Annotated in this window: 4 protein-coding genes; all 4 read left to right on the plus strand. The window is 47.9% G+C overall.

Annotation, left to right across the window (positions count from 1 at the left end; genetic code table 11):
- On the plus strand, window positions 1-963 hold a 963-nt coding region (locus tag IH879_19130; protein ID MCH7677041.1), incomplete at its 5' end, for a peptidase dimerization domain-containing protein.
- A 63-nt stretch (window positions 964-1026) separates the two neighbouring features.
- A complete protein-coding gene (locus IH879_19135) occupies window positions 1027-3234 on the plus strand; it encodes a S9 family peptidase (GenBank protein MCH7677042.1) in 2208 nt (735 codons plus the stop codon).
- A gap of 143 nt (window positions 3235-3377) precedes the next feature.
- A complete protein-coding gene (locus IH879_19140) occupies window positions 3378-4604 on the plus strand; it encodes a PQQ-like beta-propeller repeat protein (protein MCH7677043.1) in 1227 nt (408 codons plus the stop codon).
- 193 nt (window positions 4605-4797) lie between these two features.
- The coding region (locus IH879_19145) for a hypothetical protein (GenBank protein MCH7677044.1) at window positions 4798-5256 on the plus strand (459 nt) is incomplete at its 3' end.

The following is a 5256-nucleotide window of genomic DNA, read 5'->3' on the forward strand; positions in this document are numbered from 1 at the left end:
GGAACGCTCAAACTCTTTGGAACGCCCGCTGAAGAGACGGTGGTCGGAAAAGTTTATATGGTGAAAGCCGGGGTTTTCGACGGCCTGGATGCGGTCATCGATTGGCATCCCTCCGATGAAAATAAAGTAAAAAACCAGCCGGGCCGGGCCATGAACAATTTTGAAGTTGAATTCTTCGGGCAAGCGGCTCATGGATCCGCGGATCCCTGGAATGGCCGCAGCGCCCTCGATGCTGTCGAGCTCATGAACTACGGCGTCAACATGATGCGCGAGCATGTCAAACCGACGGCCCGAATTCACTACGTGATTCCCAATGCCGGTGAAGCGCCCAACGTGGTACCGGAATACGCCAAGGTCTGGTACTACGTTCGTGACATCAACCGGGAAGAAGTGCAAAAGTACTACAATCGTATTTTGAATATCGCTAAAGGTGCCGCATTAGCGACTGAGACCACATACAAAGTTAATTTAATAACCGGCGTTCATGAATATCTTCTAAATCGGCCGCTTCAGGAAGCGATGCAGAAAAATCTTGATTGGGTCGGTGCCCCTGAATTTACAGAAGAGGACCAGAAATTCGCCCGCACACTGCAGCGAAATGTCGGTAAAGAGGAGAAGGGCTTTAGTAATAAAATCGAACCTTTGGAGGATCAACCCGGTGCACCGGAAGGCGGTTCAACCGATGTCGCTGAAGTGAGCTGGCTGGTGCCAACTGCAGGGTTCCGTATTGCCACGGCAGCACAGGATGTTCCCTGGCACAGTTGGGCAACCACCGCCTGTCATGGCACCGAAGCCGGTCGGAAAGGGGCGCAGGTTGCGGCAAAAGTCATTGCTGCTACAGGCGCAGATCTTTTTACAAACAGTGATTTGCTTAAAGAAGCTAAGGAGTTTTTGGAGAAAGCGACAGAGGGAAAGCCGTATGTTTCGCCTTTGGATGAAGGGGATTTGACCACGGCTAAGTAACCCGAAACGATTCCATCCCGACGCTTCGGGATGGAATCGGTATGGGTACCTTAGGAGTTAAATATGCAAAAGAGCAAAATGATTTTAATTCTATCCTATATTCTTTTCACCGCCCACTTGCTGCTCGCCCAGGAAAAAGAACAAATCACTGTTGAATGGATTTACAGCGACAAAAGCCGCGAACTGACTGCGGTGCCGAGATTTGTCTGGCTGAATGATAACACTGCCATTCTTTATGACCTGCGCAAACCTGAAGAAGAAAGAACTTTTGAAATACTCGATCCTGCTTTAGCAAAACGCAAATCTATTTTGGACATGACCAGGGCTGTTAATAGCCTCAAATCTTTTATTGGGAAAGAAGATTCAACGTTCATTTTACAATGGCCCATCTCTTTTGACGGCGATGGCAAGCGCGCGCTTTATCTGTTCAAAGACGATATTTATTTGCTTAACCTGGCAGAATCGAAATTTCACCGAGTCACGGATACCGAGGAAAAAGAAAAATCAGCTAATTTTTCACCGGATGGCAAAATGCTGGCTTTCGTGCGTGCGAACGATTTGTATGTTTATGACATTGAAACAAAAAAAGAGCAGCGTCTAACCACGGATGGTTCAGAAACCACCCTGAACGGCACACTGTCCTGGGTTTACTGGGAGGAAATTTTCGGACGCCGCGATATCGGCTACTGGTGGTCTGACGATTCTAAGTCAATCGCTTACTTGCAAACAGACGAGTCACCGGTTGCGGTCATGCATTACGTCGATTTTAAACCGCAGGTGCCGCGGGTTATCAAACAGCGCTATCCGAAAACCGGTACCGCTAACCCCATCGTTAAAGTCGGAATCATGGAACTGGAGGATACCGAAACCACCTGGATGGATTTGCCCGACTATGAATACCTGGCGCGGGTAAAATGGCTGCCGGACAACAAACGCCTCGTTGTGCAAACCATGAACCGGGCGCAGACCGAGCTCGACATGTATTTCGTCGACCGCTCAACCGGCAAATCCAAACACATCATGAAAGAAGCTGATGAAGCCTGGGTGAACATCAACGACGATCTTTATTTTTTAAAAAATGGCAAACATTTTATCTGGCAGTCGGAACGGGACGGTTACGCTCACCTTTATCGATTCGATATGAAAGGGAAGCTGGTGAATCAGATTACCAAAGGCGAATGGGCCCTGCGTTCTTCGGGCGGCCCTTTCTGGCTGCGGAAGTCGGTTTCAGCAATCGACGGGAAGAACGGCTGGATTTATTTTACCGCGCTGGAAAAATCCTCCGTTGAACGACATCTTTACCGCATCAAGTTCGACGGCTCCGGGATGAAACGCATGACGCCGGAAGACGGTACTCACCGGGTCACATTCAGTCAGAATAGCAAATATTTTTTTGACAGCTTCTCCAACGTAACCACTCCGACATCTCTTTCACTCTACGAAAACAACGGCCGGCTTAAAAAAGTCCTCGCCGGCGCACGCACTGAAATGGCAGCAAAGCTGGATATTCAGACCGCCGAGTTGTTCACCATTCCAACTTCTGATGGCTTTCCCATGCCCGCCGAGATTCTTAAACCAAAGGATTTTGATCCTAACAAAAAATATCCGATCATCTACCACATTTACGCCGGCCCTTCGGCGCCGACCGTTTTCAATGCCTGGACCACGGGACGTTACTGGGACCAAATTCTGCTTAGAAATGGCTACCTGGTGGTTCGCTTTGATCACCGCAGCGCAACCGCCATCAGCAAGAAGCTGGAAAATCGTTTAGTCAACATGATGTCCGGTCCCATAGAGCTGAAGGACATCGTCGACGGGGTTAAATGGTTGAAATCTCAGCCTTATGTGGACGCTGATCGCTTCGGCATCTGGGGTTGGAGCGGCGGCGGCAGCTTTACCCTGAATGCCATGACCAACTCGCAGGAATTCAAAGCCGGAATTTCAGTCGCACCCGTGACCGACTGGCATTACTACGACACTAAATGGGGAGAGTTTGCACTGAAACGGCCGCAGGACAATCCTGAAGGATATGAAAAGACTTCGTATTTGAAAAGCGCCCAAAACCTACATGGACGCCTGCTGCTGGTACACGGCACTAACGACGATAACGTGCACCCGCAAAACTCCTGGGCATTTATCGAAGAGCTGATTCAAAACAATATTCAATTCGACATGATGTTTTACCCCATGCGCAAACACGGCATCTCCGACCGCCCGGCGCGCAAGCATTTGTTTACCAAGATGCTGGAGTTTTGGAAGGAGAATTTGTAGATAGGAAGTTAAAATGTCTAGCGATTGGCATAAAGACGGCTCAAAACGTAAGTAAGACTTATAATAAAATTGCCCAATGGCTGGCTTTACCGCAAGTTCCAGATCTATTTTTAGGGAAGTGAAAAAATTATTTGGAGGACTAAATGAAATCAAAACTTATCTTGGTTCTAATTTGTTTTTTGACTGTACAAGTTCATTCTCAAGACTGGTCTCAGTGGCGTGGACCCAATCGGGACGGCGTGATTTCAGCTTCTGAGGTACCCAAAGCGTGGCCTGAGAAGTTAGAACGCATCTGGCAAATCGAAGTTGGCGAAGGCCATTCGTCGCCGGTCATTTCCGATAAAAAAATATTTGTGTTCAGCAGACAGAACGAGGAAGAGGTCATCACCTGCGTCAATCCAACAAATGGCAAGACAATTTGGCGTCAAAGCTATCCGGTTCCTTATACCATGCATCAGGCTGCCTATGGCCATGGCAAAGGACCAAAGTCCACGCCGATTGCCCGCCAGAATGCCGTTATAACTCTGGGAATCGGCGGTATTCTGTCCTGTTACAACACAGAAAACGGCAAACTGAATTGGCAGAATAAGTTTGCGGATGAATTTAAAAGTGCGTCCCCTATATATGGTGCGGCTATGTCTCCTATTATTTCAGATGGACTGATGATTATCCATGTCGGCGGCCACAGTGATGGGGCTTTGATTGCCGCTGAGGTACAAACGGGCAAAGTCAAATGGAAATGGACAGGAGACGGGCCGAGCTATGCCTCTCCAATGATTACCACTTTCGCTGGTAGCAAGCAGGTGGTAAATTTCTCAGAGGAACATATCATCGGGATTGATTTTAAGACCGGAGAGCTGCTGTGGCGAGTGCCGTTTAAGACACCCTGGTTAGTAAGCTGCGCGACGCCACTATTGGTTGACAATGATTTAATTCTGACCGGCTACGATCAGGGTATGATGAGATTAAAAGTGGATAAGAAGGGCGAAACCTGGTCTACCGAAAAGGTATGGGAAAAACCGGATTTTGGCAATTACATGAACACACCGGTTCTTTTTAGCGATTTAGTCGTTACTTTTGCAGATAGGAACAAAGGACAATATGGCATTCTGGACGCAGTTACCGGGGAGATTTACTGGCGCAGCAAAGGCAGGCAGGGCAGCAACGCCGCGCTTATTCGAGCTGGGGAGTTGCTGCTAAGTTTACAAACAGATGGTAGATTCATTATTTCCAGACCCAGCAAAAATGGACTTGAAATTGTGAAAGAGTATACCGTGGCGGATTCGCCTACCTGGGCACACCCGGTGATTTTTGACAAAAAGATACTTATCAAAGACAAGACTACCCTGGGGCTTTGGAGTCTGGAGTAACGTACTATTAAAATGAAAGTGAACGATGTAACTTTAGATGTTAAAGAAGTGGTTTTGAAGTAAGAAAAATTAGTGAAACTCATCATTTTCAATTGAATCATTCAACACATGATTCCGTATTTTTTTATACCTCTTTTGACGTAGAAGCCGTGCAATTTTCTAATAATCCTTATTCAAACTTCCAGGAGGAGTCATGAAGATCTGTGTAAAGTACGGCTTGGTCTGTTTCTTATCCATTTTACTTTTCTTACCCTCAGCAAATGCACAAACCGAACTCCGCTGGCAAGCACTTCCAAATGCGCCCGGCCCGACCGGATCACGTTATGACGATGTTTTTTTTGTGAACCCATCATTAGGCTGGGTGCTAAACGGCTTCGGGCAGATCTATCGAACCACTGACGGCGGGGAGAGTTGGGAACTGCAATTAAACCAGCCGCAAACGTTCTGGCGAAGCATCGGCTTTGCAGATTCGCTGCGAGGCTGGGCGGGTAATCTTGGCCTGTTTGAGCAGATGCCCCGAGTCACCGATACCAATATGCTTTACCAAACCGTAAACGGCGGCAAAACCTGGACGCCGGTTTTGAACCTCCCGGAGCCAAAACCTGAAGGTATCTGCAGCATATGGGTGGTAAACGACTCGGTGGTTTATGCC

It is taken from the genome of candidate division KSB1 bacterium, from assembly GCA_022562085.1.
Lineage (GTDB): Bacteria > Zhuqueibacterota > Zhuqueibacteria > Oceanimicrobiales > Oceanimicrobiaceae > Oceanimicrobium.

Bases quoted from the DNA above. Each gene is read 5' to 3' on its own strand.
- IH879_19135 (MCH7677042.1), top strand. From the start codon at position 1,027: ATGCAAAAGAGCAAAATGATTTTAATTCTATCCTATATTCTTTTCACC.
- IH879_19140 (MCH7677043.1), top strand. From the start codon at position 3,378: ATGAAATCAAAACTTATCTTGGTTCTAATTTGTTTTTTGACTGTACAA.